22 protein-coding genes, 1 tRNA gene and 1 pseudogene are annotated in these 22,677 nt (G+C 62.1%); 12 read left to right on the top strand and 12 right to left on the bottom strand.

The genetic code is table 11. The features are described from left to right. A pseudogene (locus EN859_RS29340) lies at window positions 1-127 on the top strand (IS630 family transposase); the annotation flags it as partial. Between the two features lie 41 nt (window positions 128-168). Here EN859_RS29340 and EN859_RS29345 read toward each other — a convergent pair. Both EN859_RS29345 and EN859_RS29350 read right to left on the bottom strand, forming a co-directional pair. Further along, entirely contained in the window at window positions 169-756 is a 588-nt protein-coding gene (locus EN859_RS29345) for a DedA family protein (protein ID WP_127856137.1), read from the bottom strand. Further along, window positions 753-1,316, bottom strand: coding sequence for a DUF1003 domain-containing protein (locus EN859_RS29350; RefSeq protein WP_127856138.1), 564 nt, complete (start codon window positions 1,314-1,316; stop codon window positions 753-755). The genes EN859_RS29345 and EN859_RS29350 overlap by 4 nt, the downstream gene beginning before the upstream one ends. 94 nt (window positions 1,317-1,410) lie before the next feature. Between EN859_RS29350 and EN859_RS29355 the strand changes: the two genes are divergently transcribed. The 4 genes from EN859_RS29355 to EN859_RS29370 all read left to right on the top strand — a co-directional run bounded on the left by EN859_RS29355 (window position 1,411) and on the right by EN859_RS29370 (window position 6,681). After that, window positions 1,411-2,124, top strand: coding sequence for a DNA-3-methyladenine glycosylase I (locus EN859_RS29355; protein WP_127856139.1), 714 nt, complete (start codon window positions 1,411-1,413; stop codon window positions 2,122-2,124). A gap of 94 nt (window positions 2,125-2,218) precedes the next feature. Further along, the gene (locus tag EN859_RS29360) at window positions 2,219-3,934 is read left to right on the top strand and encodes an NAD+ synthase (RefSeq protein WP_127856140.1); all 1,716 of its coding nucleotides are present in this window, start codon (window positions 2,219-2,221) and stop codon (window positions 3,932-3,934) included. 39 nt (window positions 3,935-3,973) lie between these two features. Beyond that, window positions 3,974-4,381: a GNAT family N-acetyltransferase gene (locus tag EN859_RS29365; protein WP_127856141.1), complete on the top strand. Its 408-nt coding sequence runs from the start codon at window positions 3,974-3,976 to the stop codon at window positions 4,379-4,381. Between the two features lie 494 nt (window positions 4,382-4,875). Then, window positions 4,876-6,681 (top strand): ABC transporter ATP-binding protein, encoded by a 1,806-nt coding sequence (locus EN859_RS29370; RefSeq protein ID WP_127856142.1) that lies wholly within the window; start codon window positions 4,876-4,878, stop codon window positions 6,679-6,681. A gap of 201 nt (window positions 6,682-6,882) precedes the next feature. Here EN859_RS29370 and EN859_RS29375 read toward each other — a convergent pair whose 3' ends face one another. From EN859_RS29375 to EN859_RS29390, 4 genes are all read right to left on the bottom strand, one after another. Beyond that, window positions 6,883-7,371, bottom strand: a complete 489-nt coding sequence (locus EN859_RS29375) for an NUDIX hydrolase (RefSeq protein ID WP_127856143.1) — start codon at window positions 7,369-7,371, stop codon at window positions 6,883-6,885. Window positions 7,372-7,579: 208 nt separating this feature from the next. Then, window positions 7,580-8,080, bottom strand: coding sequence for a xanthine phosphoribosyltransferase (gpt, locus tag EN859_RS29380; protein WP_023667540.1), 501 nt, complete (start codon window positions 8,078-8,080; stop codon window positions 7,580-7,582). Between the two features lie 114 nt (window positions 8,081-8,194). Then, window positions 8,195-9,028: a universal stress protein gene (locus EN859_RS29385; RefSeq protein ID WP_127856144.1), complete on the bottom strand. Its 834-nt coding sequence runs from the start codon at window positions 9,026-9,028 to the stop codon at window positions 8,195-8,197. Between the two features lie 79 nt (window positions 9,029-9,107). Continuing rightward, the gene (locus tag EN859_RS29390) at window positions 9,108-9,851 is read right to left on the bottom strand and encodes a competence/damage-inducible protein A (protein ID WP_127856145.1); all 744 of its coding nucleotides are present in this window, start codon (window positions 9,849-9,851) and stop codon (window positions 9,108-9,110) included. Window positions 9,852-10,015: 164 nt separating this feature from the next. Between EN859_RS29390 and EN859_RS29395 the strand changes: the two genes are divergently transcribed. Then, window positions 10,016-10,990 (top strand): alpha/beta hydrolase, encoded by a 975-nt coding sequence (locus tag EN859_RS29395; RefSeq protein ID WP_127856146.1) that lies wholly within the window; start codon window positions 10,016-10,018, stop codon window positions 10,988-10,990. A gap of 549 nt (window positions 10,991-11,539) precedes the next feature. On the opposite strand, the gene EN859_RS29405 is transcribed toward EN859_RS29395, so the two are convergent. From EN859_RS29405 to EN859_RS29415, 3 genes are all read right to left on the bottom strand, one after another. Beyond that, window positions 11,540-11,779 (bottom strand): DUF2188 domain-containing protein, encoded by a 240-nt coding sequence (locus EN859_RS29405; RefSeq protein ID WP_127856147.1) that lies wholly within the window; start codon window positions 11,777-11,779, stop codon window positions 11,540-11,542. A gap of 30 nt (window positions 11,780-11,809) precedes the next feature. Continuing rightward, entirely contained in the window at window positions 11,810-12,103 is a 294-nt protein-coding gene (locus EN859_RS29410; RefSeq protein WP_127856208.1) for a DUF982 domain-containing protein, read from the bottom strand. A gap of 61 nt (window positions 12,104-12,164) precedes the next feature. Then, entirely contained in the window at window positions 12,165-13,268 is a 1,104-nt protein-coding gene (locus EN859_RS29415; protein WP_127856148.1) for an NADH:flavin oxidoreductase/NADH oxidase, read from the bottom strand. A 155-nt stretch (window positions 13,269-13,423) separates the two neighbouring features. On the opposite strand from EN859_RS29415, the gene EN859_RS29420 reads away from it, so the two are divergent. The 3 genes from EN859_RS29420 (at window position 13,424) to EN859_RS29430 (ending at window position 14,982) form a co-directional block, all read left to right on the top strand. Next, the gene (locus EN859_RS29420; RefSeq protein ID WP_127856149.1) at window positions 13,424-14,005 is read left to right on the top strand and encodes an NUDIX domain-containing protein; all 582 of its coding nucleotides are present in this window, start codon (window positions 13,424-13,426) and stop codon (window positions 14,003-14,005) included. Window positions 14,006-14,420: 415 nt separating this feature from the next. Next, window positions 14,421-14,753 carry a helix-turn-helix domain-containing protein gene (locus EN859_RS29425; RefSeq protein WP_127856150.1) on the top strand — a complete coding sequence of 111 codons (333 nt, stop codon included), beginning with the start codon at window positions 14,421-14,423 and terminating at the stop codon, window positions 14,751-14,753. A 142-nt stretch (window positions 14,754-14,895) separates the two neighbouring features. After that, window positions 14,896-14,982 (top strand) — tRNA-Leu (locus tag EN859_RS29430). A 134-nt stretch (window positions 14,983-15,116) separates the two neighbouring features. Here EN859_RS29430 and EN859_RS29435 read toward each other — a convergent pair. Then, entirely contained in the window at window positions 15,117-15,782 is a 666-nt protein-coding gene (locus tag EN859_RS29435; RefSeq protein ID WP_127856151.1) for an outer membrane protein, read from the bottom strand. A gap of 238 nt (window positions 15,783-16,020) precedes the next feature. Between EN859_RS29435 and ade the strand changes: the two genes are divergently transcribed. After that, window positions 16,021-17,838, top strand: coding sequence for an adenine deaminase (ade, locus tag EN859_RS29440; RefSeq protein ID WP_127856152.1), 1,818 nt, complete (start codon window positions 16,021-16,023; stop codon window positions 17,836-17,838). A 157-nt stretch (window positions 17,839-17,995) separates the two neighbouring features. Here ade and EN859_RS29445 read toward each other — a convergent pair whose 3' ends face one another. Both EN859_RS29445 and EN859_RS29455 read right to left on the bottom strand, forming a co-directional pair. Then, a complete protein-coding gene (locus tag EN859_RS29445) occupies window positions 17,996-19,159 on the bottom strand; it encodes an alpha/beta hydrolase (RefSeq protein WP_127856153.1) in 1,164 nt (387 codons plus the stop codon). 241 nt (window positions 19,160-19,400) lie between these two features. Next, window positions 19,401-20,474 carry an alpha/beta hydrolase gene (locus EN859_RS29455; RefSeq protein WP_127856155.1) on the bottom strand — a complete coding sequence of 358 codons (1,074 nt, stop codon included), beginning with the start codon at window positions 20,472-20,474 and terminating at the stop codon, window positions 19,401-19,403. 382 nt (window positions 20,475-20,856) lie between these two features. On the opposite strand from EN859_RS29455, the gene ilvA reads away from it, so the two are divergent. Further along, window positions 20,857-22,113 (top strand): threonine ammonia-lyase IlvA, encoded by a 1,257-nt coding sequence (gene ilvA / locus EN859_RS29460; protein ID WP_127856156.1) that lies wholly within the window; start codon window positions 20,857-20,859, stop codon window positions 22,111-22,113. Next, window positions 22,110-22,670 carry a DUF1697 domain-containing protein gene (locus tag EN859_RS29465; RefSeq protein WP_127856157.1) on the top strand — a complete coding sequence of 187 codons (561 nt, stop codon included), beginning with the start codon at window positions 22,110-22,112 and terminating at the stop codon, window positions 22,668-22,670. The genes ilvA and EN859_RS29465 overlap by 4 nt, the downstream gene beginning before the upstream one ends. Window positions 22,671-22,677 lie beyond the last annotated feature (7 nt).

Raw genomic sequence — 22,677 nt, forward strand, 5'->3', positions numbered from 1 at the left:
CGCCATCAACCGCTTCATCCGCGAATACAATGCAGAGAACCCGCAACCATTCATCTGGAAAGCCAACCCCGATGACATCATCGCCGCCCGAAACCGCGGGTTCCAAACGTTGGAATCAATCCACTAGAGCATATGCCGGTTGCCAAACGAGACCGGCAGGGCTGACGCTCACGTCTCCTTGCCACGCTCCTTGCTGGCGACGGAGTGGGCGACGAACCAGGCAAGGACGGCCACGACGAGGCCAATGGCCAGCGCGATCAACAACCGCTCGTGGCGGACCAGCGTTTGGCCGACGATGCGTTCTGCGCCCAGTCCGAAGACATAGCCGACCATGCTGAACAATGCGGCCCAGACCAGCGACGAGACGGCGTTGAGGATGACGAAGCGCGTCACCGTTATGGTCGAGAAGCCGGCGGCAATGCCGCCGACGAGGCGCAGGCCATAGATATAGCGGTTCGACAGCACGAAAATGTTGGGATGGGAGGAGACGAGACGGTAGGCGTGGCTGAAGCCTGGCCTGGCCCTTAGCCTGAGAACGGTCGGATGATCGGCAAAGCTTCGGCCGAGGATGAAGAAGAACGTGTCGCCCAGGAAGGCGCCGATGGCCGCTGTGAGGAAGGCCTGCCACGGGACGAAGACATGCTGATGGACAAAGAACCCGCCGAGGATCGCGGCGCTTTCGCCTTCGGCGATACAACCCAGGAAAACTGCGATCAGCCCATACTGCTCGATGAGATGATGGATTGCTTCCGTCATGAGGGCGAGATCTGCGGAGCGAGCCGGTCGTCGATCCGCTTCAGCTGTCCAGCTATCTGCGCAATCTCGTCTCGCATGCCGATGATCTGGCTGTGGCGCAACTCGTCCAGCTTTTCATGCAGCGCCATGATCTCGATCTCGGCCTTGAGATTGACCTCATAGTCATGTGCGGCATCGATACGGTCGCGCGCGGCCTGACGGTTCTGCGACATCATGATCACCGGCGCTTGCAACGCGGCGATCATCGACAGGACAAGGTTGAGGAAGATGAACGGATAAGGGTCGAACGAATTGCGCCCCAGCAGCCACCAATTGGCGCCGATCCAGAGGGTCAGGAAGGCGATGAAGGACAGGATGAATGTCCATGACCCACCGACCCGCGCGATGGCATCGGCGATGCGATCGCCCGCGTTCTGAAGGCCGGCAAGACTGTCGTTGATGTTCTGAGATACCGGCTTGCGATCGACTGCGCTCTGCAGCACCCGCCGCTCAAGCTCGCTCAAATTTTCCGGTCTTAGCCTCAGCCAGCGGTTGGCCAGTTCGGGAACGGTCTTGTTCATGGATGTCTCCATACGAAAAGCAACGGCTTGGCAGTCTCGTTTCCATATAGGAAGATGCCGCTCCGTCAAAAGCGTGGCGTGAGGATGGAAGCAAATGCCTGATTTCGCCAAGATCCGCGCTCGTGCGGCAAAACGCAAAGGCGGTGAAGCGGCACTGGCGTCGCTGCTCGGGCCCATGCCCGACAATGCCGCGGTGGCCAGGATTGCAGATGACCGCATTCTGTCGACGATGGCCGAGCGCATCTTTGCCGCTGGCTTCGTCTGGCGCGTCATCGAGCAGAAATGGCCGGGCTTCGAGGAGGCGTTTCTCGGCTTCGAGCCGAAGCGGCTGTTGTTCCAGCCTGACGATTTCTGGCACGATCTGGCCTCCGACAAGCGCATCGTGCGCAATCCGCAGAAGATCAAATCCGTCCGCGACAATGCGGCTTTCGTCGAGCGGGTGTCGAAGGAGCATGGCAGCTTCGGCAAGTTCCTCGCCGACTGGCCTGCAGACGACCAGGTCGGGCTGATGGCCTATCTCGGCAAGCACGGCAGCCGGCTCGGCGGCAATACCGGCCAGTATTTCCTGAGGTGGCTGGAGTGGGACGCCTTCATCATCTCGGCCGACATGGCGGCAGCGCTACGCGACGCCGGCCTCGACGTCGCCGAAAGCCCGACCTCGAAGAAGGACCTCGACAAGGTCCAGGCCCAGATCAATGCCTGGGCGGCGGAAACCGGTCTGCCGCGCCGGCATATTTCGCGCATTCTGGCGATGTCGATCGGCGAGAACCATTCGCCGGAGGCGCTGCGCGAATATATGGGCGAATAGGACCCGGTCAGACACGATCGACGTCCGTCGATCGGTCAGGTGGTCCAAACGAACGCCATTGCCCGGCGAATTCTGCCGCGCTAAACCCGCAGGCATGATCCAGCAGACTGCTCCCGACATCCTGCGCATCGCCGTCGCCCAGCTCAACCCGACGGTCGGCGATGTTGCCGGCAATCTCGCCAAGGCGCGCGAGGCGAGGGCGGATGCCGCCCGCCAGGGCGCCGATCTCGTGCTGTTCACTGAGCTTTTCCTCGCCGGCTATCCGCCCGAGGATCTGGTGCTGAAGCCGGCGTTCCTGAAGGCCTGCGAGCGGGCGGCGGAGGACCTCGCCAGGGATACCGCCGACGGCGGACCGGGCGTCATCATCGGCACGCCGTTGAAGCGCAAGAGCGGCACGCACAACTCGATCATCTTTGCCGATGGCGGCAAAATCCTTGCCGAGCGCTACAAGCTCGACCTGCCGAATTACGGCGAGTTCGACGAGAAGCGCGTCTTCCAGGCCGGCCCTGAGATTCAGGGGCCGGTCAATTTCCGTGGCGTGCGGCTGGGAATTCCGATCTGCGAAGACATTTGGGGCGATGTCGCCGTCTGCGAGACGCTGGCCGAAAGCGGGGCAGAAATCCTGCTGGTGCCGAACGGGTCGCCCTACTATCGCGGCAAGGTCGATTTTCGCCACCAGGTCGTCATCCGCCAGGTCATCGAATGCGGATTGCCGATGATTTACGCCAACCAGCTTGGGGGCCAGGATGAGCTGGTCTTCGACGGCGCCTCGTTCGCCATCGGTGCCGACAAGACGCTTGCCTTCCAGATGAGCCAGTTCGAGGAGACGGTCAACGTCACCACCTGGAAGAGAAGCCGCGTCGCTGCAGGCGCGCAGAATGGAAATACGCCCGGAGGCTGGGTCTGTTCCGAAGGCCCGATGTCGAAAATCCCGGAAAAGGAGGAGGCCGACTATCGCGCCTGCATGCTCGGGCTGCGCGACTACGTCAACAAGAACGGCTTTAAGAATGTCGTGCTCGGCCTTTCGGGCGGCATCGATTCGGCGATCTGCGCAGCGCTTGCCGTCGATGCGCTTGGCGAGGAGCGGTTGCGCGCCGTGATGATGCCTTACCGCTACACCTCGAAGGCCTCACTCAAGGACGCCGAGGACTGCGCCCGCGCGCTCGGCTGCCGCTACGACATCGTGCCGATCTCCGAGCCGGTGGAAGGATTCCTGCATACGCTGACGCAGCTGTTCGAAGGCACCAAGGAAGGCATCACCGAGGAAAACCTGCAGAGCCGTGCGCGCGGCACCATCCTGATGGCGATCTCCAACAAGTTCGGTTCGATGGTCGTCACCACCGGCAACAAGAGCGAGATGTCGGTCGGCTACGCCACGCTCTATGGCGACATGAACGGCGGCTTCAATCCGATCAAGGACCTCTACAAGATGCAGGTCTACGCGCTGTCGCGCTGGCGCAACACGCATGTGCCGCCGGGCGCGCTGGGTCCGTCGGGCGAGGTGATCCCGAGCAACATCATCGACAAGGCACCGTCGGCGGAGCTGCGCGAGAACCAGACGGACCAGGATTCGCTGCCGCCCTATCCGGTGCTGGACGATATACTGGAGTGCCTGGTCGAGCACGAGATGGGCGTCGACGACATCGTCGCGCGCGGCCACGACCGGGCAACGGTGACGCGCGTCGAGCACCTGCTCTACGTCGCCGAATACAAGCGCCGGCAGGCGGCGCCAGGTGTCAAGATTACCAGGAAGAATTTCGGCCGCGACCGCCGCTATCCCATCACCAACCGGTTTAGGGATCGCAGCTAAACCCCGAACCGAACAGCCAGAAAATGCAACGGTTCAGCCATGCCCGACTGTGAAATCAGTTTCGACATATCACGTATCGATTTCCGGTCGACCTCCGACCTTTTGACGGCGAGCTACTGGGGCAGCGGGCGCAGCGACGAACTCCATCGCCGCGCCTTCGCCCACTCGCTTTGCGTCGGCGCCTATATTGACGGCAACCAGGTCGGTTTTGGCCGGGTGATCACCGACCGCACGGTTTTCGCTTATCTCGCCGATATCATCATTTGGCCGGCGTATCGCGGGCAAGGGATCGGCCTTCGTCTTGTCCGGGCGCTGATCGACCATCCCGATCTCAGAACGGTCATTCACTGGAGTCTGTCGACCAACGACGCCCATGGGCTTTACGAGAAGCTAGGCTTTAGGCGCGACGGTCGCTACATGCGGCTGGAGCGTGTCCCAGCAGCTTGAGCGAGCGCGATGGCGCACAACCAGCCGTTGTTGCAAAATCGTCTCAGTGGTTGGACCAGATGCGTTTTCGGCGCCTGTCTGCCTTGGCGACATCTTGAGGCATCTCTATAAGGACATCTCCGCGATTCTCACGCATCGGCCCGAAAATCGGAAACGATTTTTCGGAAAGCACGACGCGCAGATTCAAAGTGTTAGAGCGTACTTTGTGCGTCCAAATGGACGCACGTCGCTCTAATGGGAGGACCGAATGGCAGGATTTGACATCGTTATGCGAGGCCGCGAAGCCTAGGTCTCAGACAGCACGCCGCGAGGTTTTGCCTTCGCGACAAAAGCTGAACTAAGAACAGGCGTCCGTCGATGCCGGTCGCCGCCCGTTTCGGGCGAGCCGCCAAATGTGCCGAACCTCCGCATTCCTGGGCGCCAACTGGCCCTGACGCGGGTTTTTCCAATTTCGACCTTACTGGGACCGGGCTCGTTTGCGCCCGAATGACATCATGGCTCGTTTTCAAATCGATCTGCGCGCCGACGCTTTTCGCAGCGTTCTCGGCTTCACGCTCGGCCATTGGCGGCGTCAGCCGTGGCGGCTTTCGCTCATCATGGGCACCTTTCTGTTGTCGACCTTGGCCGACGTGCTGACGCCGCTCTATTCCGGACGGCTGGTCGACGCCGTTGCCAGCAGTGCTGCGGCAGACGATGTGGCGTGGAACACGGCGATGGCGGCCTTTTCGATGCTGGTGGCCCTTGCGCTTGCCGGCGTCGTGCTGCGCAATCTCGCTTTCATGGCCATCGTGGAACTGACGCTGAAGATGATGGCGGATATCGCCGCCGACGCCTTCCACCGCGTTCAGCGCTTTTCCACCGACTGGCACGCCAACAGCTTTGCCGGCTCGACCGTGCGCAAGATAACGCGTGGCATGTGGGCGCTCGACCTGCTCAATGACACGATCCTGATCGCGCTGCTACCGTCCGTCGTCATGCTGATCGGTTCGACACTGCTGCTCGGCTGGTTCTGGCCGATGATGGGCGCGGTCGTTGCCGCCGGTTCGATGCTGTTCATCCTGGTGACGGCGACGCTGTCGCTTGGCTATGTCGCGCCCGCGGCAAGGCTCGCCAACGCCTGGGATACGCGCCTTGGCGGCTCGCTGGCCGACGCGGTGAGCTGCAATGCCGTGGTCAAGGGTTTTGGCGCCGAGGCGCGTGAGGAAACACGCTTTGCCGAGGTCGTCGCCAAATGGCGGGCGCGCACGCGGCGCACATGGGTGCGCGGAACCGTCAACGGTACCACGCAAGGGACAATGCTGCTGTTGCTCAGGACGGCTGTGATCGGGCTGGCGCTGATGCTATGGGCCTGGGGGCAGGCGAGCGCCGGCGACGTCGCTTTCGTGCTGACCTCGTTCTTCGTGCTGCAAGGCTATCTGCGCGACATCGGCACGCATATCCGCAATCTGCAGCGGTCGATCAACGACATGGAGGAACTGGTCGACTTCCAGTCCGAACCACTTGGCATCGAGGATCAGTCCGGGGCCAGGCCGATCCGGATCACGGACGGCCGCATCACCTTCGACCATGTCACCTTCCACTACGGCAATCACCGGACGCCGCTGTACCGCGACTTTTCGGTGGACATCGCGCCGGGCGAACGCGTCGGCTTGGTCGGCCATTCGGGCTCGGGCAAGACGACTTTCGTTAAGCTGATCCAGCGCCTTTACGACGTGACCTCCGGAAAAATCCTGATCGACGACCAGGATATTGCCACGGTGGCGCAGGCGTCGCTGCGTGGGCAGATCGCCATCGTCCAGCAGGAGCCGATCCTGTTCCACAGGTCATTGGCCGAAAACATCGCCTATGCCCGGCCGAGCGCCACCCAGGCTGAGATCGAGCACGCCGCGCGGCTGGCAAGCGCACACGACTTTATCGCCAACCTGCCGAAGGGCTATGGCACACTGGTTGGCGAGCGCGGCGTGAAACTGTCGGGTGGCGAGCGCCAGCGGGTGGCGATCGCCCGTGCCTTCCTTGCCGATGCGCGGATCCTCATCCTGGACGAGGCGACGTCGAGCCTCGATTCGGAATCGGAGGTGCTCATCCAGCAGGCGATGGAACGGCTGATGGTCGGCCGCACGACGCTGGTCATTGCGCACCGGCTTTCGACGGTGCGGGCGCTGGACAGGCTTTTGGTGTTCGATCGCGGGCGCATTGTCGAAGAGGGTTCGCACGGTGAGCTGATCCGGCTGGGCGGCGGCATCTACCGCCGTCTGTTCGAGCGCCAGGCGCTCGAACTGACCAAGGGTCTGCTGATCTGACGCAAGAAGCATCCAGACCGAGACCGAGATACGGTCTGGATGCTTCGCCTGTCCCGTCTGGGTGAAGGCGAAGAATGTCGGGATGGTCAGCCGTGGTGCAGCTTCGGGACACCAAAGCACCCCTACCAACGCGCAGCAACGTCTGCACAGCAACATCCGAATAGGGGGCAGCGCCCTGTTGCATGAGCGTCTGGTTCCAACTCAGGCGAATCTGTGCGGGTCGGCGCAGAAATAGGCGATGATCTGGCAAAGGTCCGGCTCGTTGACCATTCGCACGGCCTCTGTGGAGCTGACCCACTTGCGGGTGCGCGCGCGCTTTTCCTTCCACCGCTCGGCGATGCGGTCAACCTGCAGCGGAAACACCAGCACTTCGCAAGGTACTTCCTCGCCGGAAGACAATGCCTTGGCATAAAAGTAGCGCCCGGCTTCAAGATGGGAGATCGTACCGCGCAATCCGGCCTCCTCGCCGGCCTCGCGCGCCGCGGCCTCGCAAAGCGGCTCCTTGGCCTCGGGCCAGCCCTTGGGAAGCACCCAGCGGCCGGTGTCGCGGCTGGTGATCAGCATGATCTCGACGCCATCTCCGGTATCACGCCAAGGCAGTGCGGCAACCTGCAGGCGGCATGGTGCCGTGCCGAAGAGCTGCCGGACCCTTTCGGCCAGATGATTGTGCGTCGTTGGCCTCGTCAACATCGGAGAAGCTAGCCCCAGCCTCCAGAATCGTTTGCCGTCTCACGAATCTTACGGCTGATTATAAGCAATAAAAGTAAAAAACTTCACATGAATCCGTTAAATCGCGCTAAGAGGCGTCGATTTCGCAGGATATTGTGCCCTGCGGCTGCTCTTGCGATAGCAAAGAGCGCCCGCTGGCCGTTTTGGATTGGAAAAGGGCTGCCGCGAATCAGCCGGCGTGGTCGTCGGCGATGGGCTTCTGGTAAGTGAAGCCCATGTCCCAAGGAAAATAGATCCAGGTGTCCTGGCTGACCTCGGTGATGAAGGTATCGACCAGCGGCCTACCTTTCGGCTTGGCGTAGACGGTGGCGAAATGTGCCTTGGGCATCATGGCGCGCACGATGCCAGCCGTCTTGCCGGTGTCGGTGAGGTCGTCGATGATCAGTACGCCGGCGCCGTCGTCGGCGAGCAGCGCGGGTGTGATCTCTTTCAGCACCTGCAACTGCCCTTGGCTGGTGTAGTCGTGATAGGAGGCGACGCAGACCGTCTCGATGACCCGGATGCCGAGTTCACGCGATATGATCGCGGCTGGGACGAGGCCGCCACGGGTGATGCAGACGATCGCCTTCCACTGGCCTTTGTTGGCGCCGGCCAGCCGCCAGGCCAGCGCCCGGGCGTCGCGGTGGAACTGGTCCCAGGAGACCGGGAAGGCTTTTTCGGGAAGTGACATTTTTCGCGCACTCCGCAAGGCGCGCTGGCGGCGCGCAAACACAATGGAATGCGCGCGGAATTAACTGGAAAGGCCGGGCGTTGGCAAGGGCGGCGGCAAGCGATCCTTGTGGACTTACCGCGACAGGAAAGCTGCCACTGACGCCGTGCGCAGCACAGTACGGGTAACCCCGCCGAACAGAAGCTGGCGCAGCCAGGAGTGGCTGTAGGCGCCCAGCACAAGCAGGTCGGCGCCGGTTTCGGCAATCCTGGTCTGGATGATGTCATCGACCGATAGGCCGCCCGACCTCTGCACCGAGACGCTGACCGTAGCGCCGTGCCTGGACAGGGCGGCCGCGATTTCGGCGCCGGACGACTCCGGGGTCTCGTCCAGCGTATCCGGCGGATCGATGACCAGTATGTCCGTCTTCTCGGCCTCGATGATGAAGGGCAGGGCGTCGAAGGCGGCGCGGGCCGCTTCCTTGCTCCCGTTCCAGGCCAGAACCACGCGCTTGAAGCTAGTGACGAGCGGGCCGGAATGCGGCACGACAAGCACCGGCCGGCCGGCATCATAGACCAGTGTGTCGACATCGGCGCTTGGATCGCCCCCCGACTCGCGCTGCGCGGCGATGATCAGGTCGGCAGCGCGAACGCTGGAGATGCCGGTCAACGCGCTGTCACCGGAAAAACTCTCAAGACTGCGCCATTCGAAGGACAGGCCGGAATCCTCGATACGCCTGAGGAAGACCGCCTGCATTTTGTCGGCGCGCTCCCGGTTCATGTCGGCGGACACCTGCAGGAACTCGGTGTCCGGAAAGCCGGTTGCCGAAGTGTAGGGGACCGGAAGCGCCTCGGCATGGATGCCGATAATATGGCTCTCGAACCGGTCGGCGAGCGGGATGGCGCAATCGAGCACGCGCTCCGCGTCGTGTTCGTTTTGCAGTATGGCGACGATGGTCTTGAAGCGCATGACAACCCCTCACTCTGCGAGCGATCGAAAATCGCCTGCGAGGAACGTTGCAGCACCGTGCTTGGTTCCGGGGTCTAGCTCAACTGGTGGCGCCGGCGAAGCCGGCCACCATAGCCTCGACATCCTTGCGCGCGGCGTCCAGCGCTTCCTGGCGGCGGGCGCGGACGACCAGCTCCGTCCAGAATTTGCCGTCGCCATATTTCGGGTAGGAACCGATGATCGTGTCGGGATGGGCTTTTTGGATATCGCCCAGAGGCCCGCCGACCAAGCCTTCGCCGAACGGGCACTGTACCGTGGCGGACAGCATCCTGGTCCCCGCTTTCAGCGTCGGCACGACATTGTCGAGCATAGCCTGGAAGATCGACGGCACGCCGGCCATGACATGGACGTTGCCGATGCGAAAGCCGGGCGCAATGGACACCGGGTTCTCAATATGCTCGGCCCCCCGGGGCATCCGTGCCATGCGCTTGCGCGCCTCCGTATATTCGATGCCGCGCGCGGCGTAGCTCGCTTCCAGCATGACATAGGCCTTGGCGTCGTATTCGCATGGCACGCCGAAGGCTTTGGCGATCGAATCTGCGGTGATGTCGTCATGTGTGGGACCGATGCCGCCAGTGGTGAAGACATAGGTGTAGCGGGCGCGCACGGCATTGACCGCGGCGACGATCTCGTCCTCCTCGTCCGGAAGGATGCGCACTTCCTTCAGGTCGATGCCGATCGCCGTCATGATGTCGGCGAGATGGCCGATATTCCTGTCCTTGGTGCGGCCGGACAGAATTTCGTCGCCGATGACGAGCATGGCGGCGGTGACAATTTCAGGCATGGGAGGCTCCGGCAAACGGGTCGCCTAAGGCAGACGGGGTCGCCTGAGATAGCGCGCCAGCCGGCCGGCCGCAATGCCAACTGAACGGTGGATCTGGCCACTCTCTTGCGGCGCAGCCGGCGGCAGGTGAAGGTGCGCGCCGGTTTGGCCTCCTTGGGTGAAAAATGCTGGTATCGATTCTGCTGTGGCTGCTCGGTGGTTTGGTTCTGCTGGCAGTCGCCGTGGCCGTCTGTCTGATGCTGGCGACGTGGTGGATCGCCGCAAAATCCGAAAGGCTGGTGCCAGCGAGCGGAAAGTTCATCGAGATCGGCGGCAACCGCATCCACTATGTCGAAACCGGCGAGGGGAGGCCGATCGTTTTCCTGCATGGTCTTGGCGCGCAGCTCCATCATTTCCGCCACACGCTGTTCGGTCGCTTTGGCGAGGGCTATCGGTTGATCGCGCTCGACCGCCCGGGCTCGGGTCATTCCGTGCGGGCCAAGGGAGCGATCGGCCGGGTGACCGAGCAGGCCGAGATCGTGCGGCAGTTCATCGACAAGATCGGACTGGCAAAGCCGCTGATTGTCGGCCATTCGCTGGGCGGCGCCATCGCGCTGACGCTGGCGGTGGAGCATTCGAAGGCGATTTCCGGCATCGCCTTGCTGGCGCCGCTGACGCATATGGACGCCAGCGTGCGGGATAAATTCGGCTCGCTCTATATCCAGTCGCCCTTGCTGCGCTGGATCATGGCTCACACCGTGGCGATTCCGGCCAGTCTGAAATACGCGCAGCGCACATTGGCATTCATCTTCGCGCCGCAGGCAACCCCCGCCGACTACATGGTGAAGGGCGGCGGTTGGTGCGGGCTCAGGCCAAGCCATTTCTATGCCACTTCCAGCGATGTCGTTGCGATCGAGCGTGACCTTGGCGGCATCGAACAACGCTATGGCGAGATCGCGATGCCGGCCGGCATTTTGGTCGGTGCGCGAGATCGCGTGCTGGGCATGCATATCCATGGCCTGCCGATGACGGAAAAGATCAGGGATCTCGATTTCGAACCCGTCGACGATCTTGGCCACATGCCGCAATTCATCGAGCCGCAGCGCGGCATCGTCTTCATCAAGCGCATTGCCGACCGTGCGTTTGCGGTGGATCGCTGATCCCGACGTTCGCAATCTTGCGTTGCCAAGTCACTTCGCAGCGACCTCGCGCATCGGTCACGCAAAGGTGCCCAAACGTGGGCAGCTTCACGATTTTTTTATTGAACCTCGATCTGCCTCATTGGTTTTGCCGCCGTCGTACGACGTTCGACAGTACTCACAATCAAATCAAGTGGAGTAGCATCTATGCTTACGAAGATTCTCGCAGCTTCGGTTTTCACGGTCGGCCTCGCCGCTTCGGCGATGGCGCAATCGTCGGGCGGATATACCTCTCACAGCCGCGTCATCGTCCGGTCCCCAGCAACGAACAGATGACGACCGTTGACCCCCACACCACCAGCAGCATTACAAGAGACACCTCAGGTCAGAGCAGCCTGGGCAACCCCGGTGCGATCACACCTTGCTCCCCTACCGCGCCGGGACCCGACGCCAATACCAGGGTGAATGTCAACGATCACTTATTGCGGCAAGTAACCCAGCCGCGGCTCCTCACCCGGCCAGCAGGATGCCCATCCGTCGGGCATCCGCGGCCGGCAGAGAAAGTCAAAATCAGTCGGAAACTTCGGTCTGCGGCCGATCCCGGCCGTCAGCCAGTTCGTCGTGCCATTTGCCGTCGGCGTCCTCGTACTGGATACCGTCGGTCGTGCCTGCGACCTGCTGCTCGGCCGAAGCGATCTCGGCGGCGCGTAACGCCTCCTGGTGGGTGGGGAAGGTCTCCGAGTACGTCGAGCCGACCTTATAGGCCCAGCCACCGTCATGCTCGACGATCTTGTAAGTCAGCTTCGCCATGAAGTCCTCCGGTTGAAAAGCCCCATTCGTTCAATGCAATTTATCGTCGGGCAATTTGTCGTCGGGCAGCTTATCGTCGGGAACCAGAACTTCCGATTCCTTTGCCGCTTCGATCAACGCCTGGCGCGCATCCGCGGTCGAACGATACCCTTCCAGTACTTTGAGGCAAGTGTCGAGAGCATCACGATGCCGCGGGCCACGATTGAGCGGCCAAGCTGTCATCAAGCACTCCGCCGCTTCCCGGGCGCTGCGGATCTGACGATATTTGCCGACATGGCCAAGTTCGACCACGACCGGCCTTTCAAAAGGCTTGCTATCCATCATCGCCGCCAACGCGAGACGGCCGATTTGGTTGCAACGTGCGACTGCCGGTGTCGAGAAACAGTCAGCCCGCTGCCTTCATCCAGTGCTGCATTGTCGTCACCGAGCGGGCAAGCTGCGGTGCCGGGTGGATTTTTTCGCCGAAGATAGCAGCGGCACGCCATGCCCAGCGCGGATCGGCGAGGAAGGCGCGGGCCAGTGCCACCATGTCGGCGCGGCCGTCGGCGACGATCGCCTCGGCCTGTTTCGGATCGTCGATCAGGCCGACGGCCCGCGTCGGAATGCCGGCACCCTTGCGCACGGCTTCCGCCAGATGCACTTGGTAGCCTGGACCCGTCGGCAGCTGCTGCAAGGGCGAATTGCCGCCGCTCGAGCAGCAGAGATAGGCGACGCCCACCGCCTTCAGCACTTTGGCCACTTCGATTGCCTCCTCGACATCGAAGCCGCCATCGACCCACTCCTTCACCGACAGGCGCGCGCCGAGCATCAGGTTCGGGGCCGCCTTCCTCACAGCCTTGGCGATCTCGACGGCAAAACGCATGCGGTTTTCCAGCGAGCCGCCCCAGCGATCGGTGCGCTGGTTGGAAAGCGGCGACAGGAACTGGAAGATCAGATAGCCATGGGCGGCGTGCAGTTCGATGAAATCGAAGCCGGCCCGCTCTGCCCGCTTTGCGGCTTCGGCGAAGCGTTCGATGATCTGCAGGATCTCGTCGTCCTCCAGCGCCCGCGGGACCTGCCAACCGGTATCGTAGGCGATTGCCGAGGCGGACACGATCGGCCAGGGGTCCTGATCGGCCCCGAGCGGCCCGCCGCCTTCCCAAGGCTTCCGGTTGGAGGCCTTGCGGCCGGCATGGGCAAGCTGTGTGCCGAATTTGGTGCCAGGAGCGGCCACGCGCTTGGCCGCATCCAGCGTGCGCCGGGCAGCCGCTTCGTTGTCGTCGGAGTAAAGGCCGAGGCAGCCGTGCGAGATGCGGCCGCGCCGCTCGACGTCGGTCATCTCGACGGTGACCATGCCGGCGCCAGACATCGCCAAGTTCATCCAGTGATGGAGGTGCCAGTCGCTGGCCGAGCCGTCTTCGGCTGAATACTGGCACATCGGCGCCACCGCTATGCGGTTTGGAAAGGTGAGGCCGCCAAGCGTGATCGGCTGGAAAAGCGAAGTGGTCATCAAAAAACTCCGGGAGAGGATGCCGTTATTTAGGCGCCCCATTCGGCCGGCGCCAGACACGAGGCGGTGATGCGAGCTTCTGGACCAATCACTGCCAGGATTGCGCAAATGCAGGTTCGCCGCTACGCCTCGCCACCGACAGCACGGAGTTCAGCATGGAAGACCGCATTCGCATACGCTCGGAGGAGATACTGTCCGACGACTGGGCGGTTCTCAAAAAGACCGTCTTCGACTATCGTCGGCGCGACGGGCAGTGGGAGACGCAAATCCGCCAGACCTACGATCGTGGCGACGGCGCGGTGATCCTGCCTTACGATCCGGAGCGCTCGACGGTGCTGCTGGTGCGGCAGTTCCGCTACCCCGCCTATGTTACCGGTCATCGCGAGCCGCTGATCGAGGCCTGCGCCGGCCTGCTCGATGAGAACGATCCGGAAACCTGCATCCGCAAGGAGGCGGAGGAAGAGCTCGGCTACCGGCTTAAGGACATAGAGCAGCTTTTTGTGCCCTATATGAGCCCGGGCAGCTTGACCGAGCGGCTCTGGTTCTTCGTCGCACGCTACACGCCTTCCGATCGCATCTCGGACGGTGGCGGCGCAGCGGACGAAGGCGAGGACATCGAGGTTCTGGAAATGCCGCTCGACGACGCGCTGGCCGGCATTTCCGACGGCCGCATCATTGACGCCAAGACGATCATCCTGATCCAGCACTTGAAGTTGAATCCCGACCTTGTCGGATGATCGGCGTCGGCCGTCGCTGAGAGCGGGCTTGCATTCCGGGCCGGCTCGATTACCAGTGGCAGCCATGCGGACGTGGCGGAATTGGTAGACGCAAGGGACTTAAAAAATTAAATGAGAAAACGAAGCTAAATCAATTACTTACAGCAACAGTTTCGACAATCATGAGTTGAAGCGACTGAAAGCCGGTTTGCAATTCTGAGTTGATGAATTTGAAGTCTTTGTTTCGATTTGTGTATTTTTCCCCTTCTTGCGGAACCGTCCCGCTAGCGCAATGAACGTCTCGCCAACCGGGACTTGTGGGAGATTTTGTGGGAGAAAGCGACCTTGTCTCGCTTCTTTTGGGTTGTGGTGGTAGCCGCCTTGGTAGTCTAGAGACCAGAGAACGCGCTCAATAACGGAACCCGATAGAGAACCCATGACTGCGAGTAACACGTCGAAGAAGTTCATCGCGTTCATCGACCAGTTCGCCAAGCTTGACCAAGAAATGCAGATACAGCAGATCGCTGTGTTCCTGCTCGTCATGGGCAAGCCGGGGATCACCATGAAGGAGCTGGCACGGGAGACCGGCCTGGCTTCCTCCTCAGTGAGCCGCAACGTCGCAGCCATGAGCAACCTCGTAGTTAAGGGGAAGCTGGGGCACGGTCTCATCGACGCCTATGAGGATCCTGAAGATCGCCGCAGCAAGCTCTGCCGGCCGACCGCAAAGGGTACGAAGGTCTTCAACATCCTCAGTCAAATTTTTAGGTAACGCCCCGCCGAAGCTGATGATAATAACAGCCCCTCCCACAAATACTGAAATGTGGGAGAACGTGTAGGAGATCGTGGGGATTTCCCACGCCGTGTGGGGAACCGTGTGGGGAATTTGTGGGAAATCCCCACATCGTCCAGAAGCAGGCGTGGCGAAACTGGTAAACGCAAAGGACTTAAAATCCTTCGTCTTCAATGACTTACGGGTTCGATCCCCGTCGCCTGCACCACCACCCATGTGGGGACAAATGGACTTAAAATCCCTCGATCTCTGATCGTACGGGTTCGATTCCCGTCGTCCGCACCAGCAGCCGGGTTTGTAAGTTCACTACCCGCCGCGGCGGGACAGTGGTCGCGCAAACCATCAGAACTTGTAGCTGAATCTCACCGAAAATGTATTGAGGTCCAGTTTCTGGTCGCGATCGGGAAAAGCGTCAGGCGCATCGTAATGCTCGGAGCCGAAATCGTAATAGCGATACTGGGCGCCGACGACGATGTTGTTGGTCATCGCGTAGTCAATTCCGGCACCCACCGTCCAGCCGACGTTCGTCCGTGTCTTAGCAAACGTCGTGGGAGCATTTTGGGATGTTTCGATGCCGGCAAAAGCGACGCCGCCGACGCCGTAGACCAGCACGCGATCCATGGCAAAGCCAGCCTTGGCGTCAAGCGAGCCGAACCATTTGATGTCGGTGCCGAAGGAATTTCCCAAACCCAGTTGGTCAGTACCGTCGATCGTGGAATAGTTGAGCTCGGCTTGCGCGCCGATCACGGCCTGGTCGAACTGCCAAAGGCCAGCGACATGGCCGCCGATGACGCCGCCGTCGAGGTCGGGCGAGACAGCAAATGGCGCGCCCTCGGTTGCCGTTATATCGGATTGGCCCCAGCCGTAGCCGCCCTGGAGGCCGGCATAGTAGCCGGTCCAGTCGAAGCCGGGCGCAGTCATTGGCACGTCGGTGATCGAGTCGGCGGCGAAAGCCGGCACGGCCAGAGCGATCAGAAAACCGGCACTTGCGAGCGTCAGGCGATGCATCGAGCCTTCCCGAAGAACGATCCCTCATCGAGCGTAGCGCTATTTCCTGCGAAACGGAACCACGCCCGACATCGGCATTTTGCCGATGGCCCTGAACGAGGACAGCGCTGCAACGTGTTGGCGGCTCACGGCTACCGCTTCGACCAGTGCTGCATCGTCGGGAATATATGTCTGCGCTTCATTGCCAACTGGTCAAAACGTCCTCGGCTTGGCACAGTCGGGGAAACAGGAGTCTGTCATGGCAAAGAAGCCGTCCGCGCATGCGGTGAAACCCAAACCATGGACCGGGATGGCGACGCATCTTGTCGATGTCGCGATGGGGCGCAAGCCTGCCGATCTCGTCATCCGCAACGGACGCTGGGTGAACGTCCATTCAGGCGAGATCATCGCCGGCACCGACATCGCCATCGCCGGTGGCCGCTTCGCCTATTGCGGGCCGAATGCCGGCCATGCCATCGGCCAGGGCACGAAGGTAGTCGATGCCGGCGGGCGCTACCTGGTGCCGGGCCTGTGCGATGCGCACATGCATGTCGAGAGCGGCATGGTGACCGTGACGGAGTTCTGCCGCGCGGTGATCCCGCACGGCACCACCTCGATGTTCATCGACCCGCACGAGATCGCCAATGTTCTGGGTCTTGCTGGCGTTCGCCTGATGCATGATGAGGCTGTCGCCATGCCCGTCAACGTGCATGTGCAGATGCCGTCCTGCGTACCCTCGGCGCCGGGGCTGGAGCATGCCGGCGCCGAACTGACGGTCGCCGATGTTGCTGAAGCCATGACATGGGAAAACATCATCGGACTCGGCGAGGTGATGAATTTTCCCGGCGTCGCCGCCAACGATCCGGTGATGGCGGGCGAGATCGCCGCGACGGTGAAGGCGGGCAAGACCGTCGGCGGGCACTACGCCTCGCGCGATCTCGGCCTGCCGTTCCATGGCTATGTTGCCGGCGGACCCGAGGACGACCACGAGGGCACGCGCGCCGAGGACGCGATCGCCCGCGTCCGCCAGGGCATGAAGGCGATGCTGAGACTGGGCTCGGCCTGGTACGACGTCGCCTCGCAGATCAAGGCGGTGACGGAGAGCGGGCTCGACCCGCGCAACTTCATCCTGTGCACCGACGACAGCCATTCCGGCACGCTCGTCCACGAAGGCCACATGGACCGGGTGGTCCGGCATGCGATCAGCCAAGGGTTGAAGCCGGTGACGGCGATCCAGATGGCAACGCTCAACACCGCCCAGCATTTCAGGCTGGAGCGCGAGATCGGTTCGATCGCGCCTGGACGGCTCGCCGATGTCCTGATCGTCTCCGACCTGGCGGCAATGACCATCGACGAGGTCTATGGCCGCGGCGTCAGGCTGGCCAAGGGCGGCAAGCTCGACATCGACATTCCGGCCTATGACTACCCGAAGACGGCGAAGAACACCGTCAAGCTCGGCAAGAAGCTCAAGGCCGGGGATTTCGACATCGTGGCACCAAAGGGCGCCAACGAGGTGCGGGTGCGGGTCATCGGCGTGATCGAGAACCAGGCGCCGACGCGGGCGCTGGAGGCCGATCTGGCGGTGGAGGACGGGCTGGTCGCCATGGACCGGCGCAACGACGTCTGCCAGATCGCGCTGGTCGAGCGCCACAGGGGCACTGGCGGCGTCACCAATGCCTTCGTCTCGGGCTTCGGCTACATGAGCGACTGCGCCATGGCATCGAGCGTGGCACATGATGCGCATCACATCATCGTCGTCGGCACCAACAAGCAGGACATGGCATTGGCCGTCAACCGGCTGGGCGAGGTCGGCGGCGGCGTGGTGCTGTTTTCCAACGGCAAGGAACTGGCGCTGGTCGAAATGCCGATCGCCGGGCTGATGTCGGACGAGCGTGCGGAAATCGTTGCCGCCAAGGCGGAGAAACTCACCGAGGCGATGCGCAAGATGGGTTGTTCGCTGAACAACGCCTACATGCAGCACTCGTTGCTGGCGCTGGTCGTCATCCCGGAATTGAGGATTTCCGATGTCGGCCTGATCGACGTGACGACTTTCCAGAAGGTCGGCCTGTTCGTCTAGGGTTGTCGATATTCACGCCATGCCGGCCTGCAAGTGGCAGTTTTCTGCGCTTCCGGTGCTCGCGTACCTTGAGTACGCTCCGCTCCGGTTCTCGAAAACCACCACTTTCGGCTCGGCCTGACCTGAATCTCGACGACCCCAAATATTCGTCAGCTGCTCATCCGCCGGTGGCGATGGTCAGCACCTTGAACGGCGTGGTGATGACGATCTCGGCAACGGAGCCGACGGCCTTGCCGATACCTTGGCCGAGGTTGTCGAGCTGCGCCGGGGCTGGCTCATCCGATGCCAGACCGGCCGGGGCGCGCAGCCGGTCGCCGAGCAACTGCACCAGGATCGGATTGTCAGCGAATTTGGCATGGTTGAGGCGGTCGCTACCTTTCGTCTTGGTCAGATCGACCACCGAGACGCCATAGCTGGCGAGGTCGGCAGCGTCGCCATAGTCGCCGACGCGCGGCTTGTCGCCGGAGATCAGGGCCGAGAGCTTGAGGGCGCGATCGTCATCTGAAAGCAGGATGGCGAACGGCTTGTCGGGCTTGCCGTAGCGGATCATCTGCTTCTTGAACACGTCGACGTCGATGTCCGGCGAGGCAAGGATGACGTAGCCGAGCTTGTCGCCGAGATCGCGGTCGCCGGTGATGGCAAGCTGGCGCAGCGCCTCCATCGTCACCCAGGTTCCCATCGAGTGGGCAATGATGTCGATGCTCTTGGCGCGTGTCTTGGCGAGCATGCGCAGCGTCGCCTCGAGGTCGTCGCGCGCAGCGTTGGCGCTTTCCTTGTCGTAGATGTAGCCGGTTGTCTTGCCGCTCGATGCCCATGAGAACAGCACCGGCGTGCCGGGATATTTCGTGTCGTGCGCGATCTGCGTCAGCCGGTAGATGCCGTCGTCGAAACCGTTGTTGAAGCCGTGCACGAAAACCAGGGCACGGTCGCCGCGCATGGCGATATCGGCGCCGACCGCCTTGGCGAATTGCGGCGCATCTTTGTAGAAGGTGACGTCCTTCGCCGTGAAATCCTTGGCTGGATTGCTGTTGGCGGACCCCTTGACCCGCTCGATGGCGCCTACCTGGTGGACCTTCGGCACGGTCACGTCGACACGGGCGTAGCTGGTGGTCGGCGAGCGATCGCCGTCGAACACTTGGCGCGGGTCTTTGATTGCCTTTTGCCGGGTGGTGGCGACGAAGATCTCATGCGTGGCCGCGATGTCGGAGGCAGGCGCTGCGATCGTCGTCTTGCTGAGGAGGTCGTGTGTGTTCTGACCGGCGCAGCCCGTGACACCGAATGCAAACCCGACGACGAGGAGGGTCTTCGAACGTACGATCACGCGGGCTCCCGCAGCGCGTGACCCCGAAATCGGGATCGATTTCCGGAAAGGATCATGCGCAGAGTCAAAGTGCTACAGCGTCCTTTGCGCGTCCAAGAGGACGCGCGGCGCTGTAGGGACGTCAACCTCGTGACGTCGCAGGACATTTTCGATAAAGCCAGAGGCCGGTCGGGTCCAGTTGAAAGTGATCCGATGGTGCGGCAATCGTGAACATGCACCGCGAAAGCCAGCGGAACGCACCTTATTGCCCGAGCAGGGTGATGCGGTCGGTCACGTCGCGGTCACTGGCAAAACCATCATCCTCGCGCAATCGCTGGCCGATCATCTTCACCAGCTCAGGGTTGTCGGCGAATTTGGTGTGGTTGAACCTGTCCGATCCCTTGACGCTGGAGAGGTCGACGACCGTCACGCCATAGGTCGCGAGGTCGGACGCGTCCTTGTAGTCGCCGACGCGTGGCCGCGAGCCGGCGATCAGGCCGGAGAGCCGCAGCGCCCGGTCATCGTCGGACAGCAGCAGGATGAACGGCTTGTCCGGCTTGCCGTAGCGGCGCATCTGGCTCTTGAACACGTCGACATCGATGTCGGGCGAGGCCAGCACCACGTCGCCGAGCCTGCCGCCGAGATCGCGGTCGCCGGTGATGGCGAGCTGGCGCAGCGCCTCCATGGTAACCCAGGTTCCGAGCGAATGGGCGACGATGTCGATGCGCCGGGCGCCGGTCTGCGCCAGCATCCTCAGCGTCACTTCCAATTGGTCGCGGGCGGCGCTGGCGCTTTCCTTGTCGTAGACATAGTCGGTGGTCTTGGCGCCGGAGGCCCAGGAAAACAGCACCGGCGTGCCCGGATAACCGGAATCATGGGCGATCTGGGTGAGGCGATAGACGGCGTCGTCGAAGCCGGTGTTATAGCCATGGACGAAGACCATGACACGGCCGCCGCGCGCGGCGATGTCGGCACTGAGCGCGCTGGAGAATTTCGGCGCGGTGTCGTAGCCGACGACTTCGGAGGCCATGAAATACTTGGCCGGGTCATTCGACTTGCCTCGCGAACGCCGCTCGATCTGGCCGGTCTTGTGGATGCCCGGAACGGTGACGTTGACGCGGGCATAGTTCAGCGTCGCAGAGCGTTCGCCGTCGAACACCTTGTTGGGGTCGTCCGAGCGCTTGCGCGTGGTGGCGATGAAGACGCTGTGGTTGCCGGCGATTTCCGTCACCGGCACGGACATCATGGCGCTACCGAGCAGTTCCTCGGTTTGGCGGCCGCCACAGCCGGCGACCAGCAAGGCAAGGGCAAGGATGCAAATCTTCTTCAACGTCACTTAGAAATTCCACTCCGGCCGAAAGGCCATCCACCTCCGCAGACCCTCCCGGACAGCCGAAGTGCGGCGGAAGTAAGTCGTGTCCAGTCGAATTTGATCAGCGCCGGCCAACAGCCATCGCACTGTTGCGCGAAAGCCAGAACCGGCATGGGGGCATGAGAGAGCCTTGGATGCCATAAGCCACGGTGATCGGGCGCGACGCGCTTGATGACGTCGGGGCGAGGCTCGGCTCTGGCCGGACAGTGGCTTCGCGAGGCCGGACATGCAATAGGCGGGGATCAAACTCGCGTAGCGTGTGCTAGCTTCACGACCATCGCGTCGCGGCAAACCAATCGCGCGCTGCGTAGTCCACAGACGACATGCGATCCGGGGTTATCTTGCCATGAACAGTTTCTCTTCCCGCGTCGCGGCAGCCGCTTCGGCTATCCGCCAGATCTTTCCGGAAACGCCACTGCAGGAAAACGATTATCTGTCGAAGAAGACCGGCGCGCGGGTGCTGTTGAAGCGCGAGGATCTGACCCCGGTGCGCTCCTACAAGATCAGGGGCGCGTTCACCTTTTTCCGCAAGGCGCTCGCCGCCGGCAACGACGCCGAGCTGTTCGTCTGCGCCTCGGCCGGCAACCATGCGCAAGGCTTTGCCTTCGTCTGCCGCCATTTTGGCAAGAAGGGCGTGGTGTTCATGCCGGTGACCACGCCGCAGCAGAAGATCGACAAGACTCGGCTGTTCGGCGGTGAATTCGTCGAGATCAGGCGGGTCGGCGACTTTTTCGACGACTGCTACCGCGCCGCCTTCGAATTCACCGAAAGTGCTGGCGCGCATATGGTGCCGCCTTTCGACCACAAGGATATCATCGAGGGCCAGGCGACCGTGGCCTATGAGATCGCTGAACAGATGCCGGGTGGGCGCATGCCCGATATCATCATGCTGCCTGTTGGCGGCGGTGGTCTGGCCGCTGGCGTCACCCATTATTTTGCCGACCAGCGCCGCGAGACGCGCTTCGTCTTCTGCGAGCCAGCCGGCGCGCCGAGCCTGAGCGAGAGCCTCGCCAGCGGAAAGCGGGTCAGGCTCGCCAAGGTCGACAATTTCGTCGATGGCGCCGCGGTGGCCGAGATCGGCCGCGAGCCGTTGCGGTACCTAAGGGAATTTGCCGCCGAGGCGGTGCGGCTGATTCCGGAAAACCGGCTCTGCGCGACCATGATCGAGATGCTCAATGTCGAAGGGGTGGTGCTGGAGCCGGCGGGTGCTCTGGCGGTCGACGCGCTGAAGGATTTTTCGAAGAAGGAAATCAGGGGCAAGACCGTCGTCGCGGTGGTCTCGGGCGGCAATTTCGATTTCGAGCGGCTGCCGGACGTGAAGGAAAGGGCGCTGCGCTTCGAGGGGCTGAAGAAATACTTCATCATCCGTTTTCCGCAGCGGCCGGGCGCGCTGCGCGATTTCCTCGAACTGCTGGGACCTGACGACGACATTGCCCGTTTCGAATACCTGAAGAAATCGGCGCGCAATTTCGGTTCGGTGCTGATCGGCATCGAAACCAAGGACCGCCGTAATTTCGACTTGCTCAAGGCGAATTTCGAGGCCGAAAGTGTTCAGTACCAGGACATTACCGACAACGAGACGCTGGCCGGGTTCATCATATGAGCGATCAGGGGACAGTCTTCGTGGCACTGTTTTCCGGCATCAATGTCGGCGGCAACCGCGTCGTCAAGATGGCGGAGCTGAGGTCGTTCTTCGAGGGACTCGGCTTTTCCGATGTCGCCACCTATGTGCAGAGCGGCAACACCGTTTTCCGGTCACAAAAGGGCGATGCCGCCACGCTCACGAAAATGATCGAGGCGGCCTTCGAGAAGCGCTGGGGGTTCTATTCGCGCATCATGGTGCGCGATCTCGGCTGGTTCGAGCGGCTGGTGACGGAAAATCCCTATCCGGAAATCGCTGGAGAGCCGACGAAGCTGCACGCCTATGCATTGGAGCGCGAGCCGACCAGTGAGGAGATCGCGCGGCTGGCCGAAAAATGCACCGGTCCCGAACGGTTCGAGGTCAAGGGCGACGTGCTTTACCTGCACGCACCGGAGGGGATCGGCAAGTCGGTGTTTGCGAATCTTATCCCGCGCACACTGAAAGTCCCCGGGACGGCGCGCAACTGGCGCACGGTGCTGACGCTGCTGGAGATGGCCGGTCAGGCCGGGGGCAGATAGCCGCTTA

The sequence above is a fragment of the Mesorhizobium sp. M00.F.Ca.ET.216.01.1.1 genome (assembly GCF_004010325.2).
GTDB lineage: Bacteria > Pseudomonadota > Alphaproteobacteria > Rhizobiales > Rhizobiaceae > Mesorhizobium.

Excerpts from the sequence above, each read along its gene's own strand:
- EN859_RS29345 (WP_127856137.1), bottom strand. The coding sequence starts at position 756 with ATGACGGAAGCAATCCATCATCTCATCGAGCAGTATGGGCTGATCGCA.
- EN859_RS29370 (WP_127856142.1), top strand. The coding sequence starts at position 4,876 with ATGGCTCGTTTTCAAATCGATCTGCGCGCCGACGCTTTTCGCAGCGTT.
- EN859_RS29355 (WP_127856139.1), top strand. The coding sequence starts at position 1,411 with ATGCCTGATTTCGCCAAGATCCGCGCTCGTGCGGCAAAACGCAAAGGC.
- EN859_RS29465 (WP_127856157.1), top strand. The coding sequence starts at position 22,110 with ATGAGCGATCAGGGGACAGTCTTCGTGGCACTGTTTTCCGGCATCAAT.
- EN859_RS29425 (WP_127856150.1), top strand. The coding sequence starts at position 14,421 with ATGACTGCGAGTAACACGTCGAAGAAGTTCATCGCGTTCATCGACCAG.
- EN859_RS29405 (WP_127856147.1), bottom strand. The coding sequence starts at position 11,779 with ATGGCGAAGCTGACTTACAAGATCGTCGAGCATGACGGTGGCTGGGCC.
- EN859_RS29360 (WP_127856140.1), top strand. The coding sequence starts at position 2,219 with ATGATCCAGCAGACTGCTCCCGACATCCTGCGCATCGCCGTCGCCCAG.
- EN859_RS29365 (WP_127856141.1), top strand. The coding sequence starts at position 3,974 with ATGCCCGACTGTGAAATCAGTTTCGACATATCACGTATCGATTTCCGG.
- EN859_RS29350 (WP_127856138.1), bottom strand. The coding sequence starts at position 1,316 with ATGAACAAGACCGTTCCCGAACTGGCCAACCGCTGGCTGAGGCTAAGA.
- gpt (WP_023667540.1), bottom strand. The coding sequence starts at position 8,080 with ATGTCACTTCCCGAAAAAGCCTTCCCGGTCTCCTGGGACCAGTTCCAC.
- ilvA (WP_127856156.1), top strand. The coding sequence starts at position 20,857 with ATGAACAGTTTCTCTTCCCGCGTCGCGGCAGCCGCTTCGGCTATCCGC.
- EN859_RS29390 (WP_127856145.1), bottom strand. The coding sequence starts at position 9,851 with ATGCCTGAAATTGTCACCGCCGCCATGCTCGTCATCGGCGACGAAATT.
- EN859_RS29375 (WP_127856143.1), bottom strand. The coding sequence starts at position 7,371 with ATGTTGACGAGGCCAACGACGCACAATCATCTGGCCGAAAGGGTCCGG.
- ade (WP_127856152.1), top strand. The coding sequence starts at position 16,021 with ATGGCAAAGAAGCCGTCCGCGCATGCGGTGAAACCCAAACCATGGACC.
- EN859_RS29395 (WP_127856146.1), top strand. The coding sequence starts at position 10,016 with ATGCTGGTATCGATTCTGCTGTGGCTGCTCGGTGGTTTGGTTCTGCTG.
- EN859_RS29420 (WP_127856149.1), top strand. The coding sequence starts at position 13,424 with ATGGAAGACCGCATTCGCATACGCTCGGAGGAGATACTGTCCGACGAC.
- EN859_RS29435 (WP_127856151.1), bottom strand. The coding sequence starts at position 15,782 with ATGCATCGCCTGACGCTCGCAAGTGCCGGTTTTCTGATCGCTCTGGCC.
- EN859_RS29415 (WP_127856148.1), bottom strand. The coding sequence starts at position 13,268 with ATGACCACTTCGCTTTTCCAGCCGATCACGCTTGGCGGCCTCACCTTT.
- EN859_RS29385 (WP_127856144.1), bottom strand. The coding sequence starts at position 9,028 with ATGCGCTTCAAGACCATCGTCGCCATACTGCAAAACGAACACGACGCG.
- EN859_RS29410 (WP_127856208.1), bottom strand. The coding sequence starts at position 12,103 with ATGATGGATAGCAAGCCTTTTGAAAGGCCGGTCGTGGTCGAACTTGGC.